Origin of the sequence: Streptomyces himastatinicus ATCC 53653, assembly GCF_000158915.1 — a bacterium.
In the GTDB taxonomy this organism is placed as follows: Bacteria; Actinomycetota; Actinomycetes; order Streptomycetales; family Streptomycetaceae; genus Streptomyces; species Streptomyces himastatinicus.
In genome coordinates this window covers 5245235-5246442 of sequence record NZ_GG657754.1, presented here as the reverse complement: position 1 = coordinate 5246442, position 1208 = coordinate 5245235, and the positions used below count along the sequence as shown (strand labels likewise).

At 70.1% G+C, this 1208-nt stretch carries 1 protein-coding gene and 2 pseudogenes; all 3 read left to right on the top strand.

The window, feature by feature from the left end; translation table 11 throughout:
- Positions 1-401, top strand: a pseudogene (locus SSOG_RS22120) (class E sortase); the annotation flags it as partial.
- Between the two features lie 84 nt (positions 402-485).
- A complete protein-coding gene (locus SSOG_RS53800; RefSeq protein ID WP_039938336.1) occupies positions 486-662 on the top strand; it encodes a hypothetical protein in 177 nt (58 codons plus the stop codon).
- Positions 659-1208, top strand: a pseudogene (locus SSOG_RS22110) (aminodeoxychorismate/anthranilate synthase component II); the annotation flags it as partial. The gene SSOG_RS53800 and the pseudogene SSOG_RS22110, both read left to right, overlap by 4 nt.

Sequence of the window (1208 nt, the reverse complement as noted above, 5' to 3'; positions counted from 1 at the left end):
GGGCACCTCCACCGCCACCCTGCGCAAGGGGCTCGTTGCACTACGCGGGCACCGCCCGCCTCGGCGCCACCGGCAACTTCGCCGTCGCCGGGCACCGCCGCACCTACGGCGACCCCTTCAAGGACTTCCCCCGGCTGCGCCCCGGCGACGCGGTGGTGCTGTCCGACGGCACCACCTGGTACACGTACCGCATCACCGGGCGGCCCTACCGCACCCTGCCGACCGACGTCGGGGTGCTCGACCCGGTGCCGCGCGCCTCCGGCTTCCGCGGTCCCGGCCGCTATCTGACGCTCACGACCTGTGAGCCGGAGTGGGGGCACAGCCACCGGCTGATCGCCTGGGCGCACCTCGACGCGACCCAATCCGTTGCCCAGGGCAAGCCCAAGGCTTTGTACGGCTGACCCTCCGGCCCCACCCCCGGACCTTTACTCTGGTCCTGCACTCCGGTGCTGCAATCGACTTCGTCATCGGTGAGTAGGGACGGCATGTACGGCTGGATCTGGCGGCATCTGCCGGGTAACGCATGGGTGCGGGCGGCGATTTCGCTCGTGCTCGTGCTGGCGATCGTGTTCGTGCTCTTCCAGTACGTCTTCCCGTGGGCGGAGCCGCTGCTGCCGTTCAACGACGTGACGGTCGACCAGGGAATGGCGGGTCCCCGATGAGCGCGCGTGTCCTGGTCGTCGACAACTACGACAGCTTCGTCTTCAACCTCGTCCAGTACCTCTACCAGCTCGGCGCCGAGTGCGAGGTGGTGCGCAACGACGAGGTCTCCCTCGCGCACGCCCAGGACGGCTTCGACGGCGTACTGCTCTCCCCCGGACCCGGCACCCCCGAGAAGGCGGGCGTCTGCGTCGACATGGTGCGGCACTGCGCGGACACCGGGGTGCCGGTGTTCGGCGTCTGCCTGGGGATGCAGTCCATGGCCGTCGCCTACGGCGGTGTCGTCGGCCGCGCCCCGGAGCTGCTGCACGGCAAGACCTCGCTGGTGACCCACGAGGGAGCGGGCGTCTTCAGCGGGCTGCCGTCACCCTTCACCGCCACCCGCTACCACTCCCTCGCGGTCGAACGGGGCACCGTTCCGGACGCGTTGGAGATCACCGCCTGGACGGAGACGGGCATCGCCATGGGGCTGCGCCACCGCGAACTGCGGGTCGAAGGGTGTCCAGTTCCACCCCGAGTCGGTCCTCACCGAATGGGGCCACCGCATG

Bases quoted from the DNA above. Each gene is read 5' to 3' on its own strand.
- SSOG_RS53800 (WP_039938336.1), top strand. From the start codon at position 486: ATGTACGGCTGGATCTGGCGGCATCTGCCGGGTAACGCATGGGTGCGG.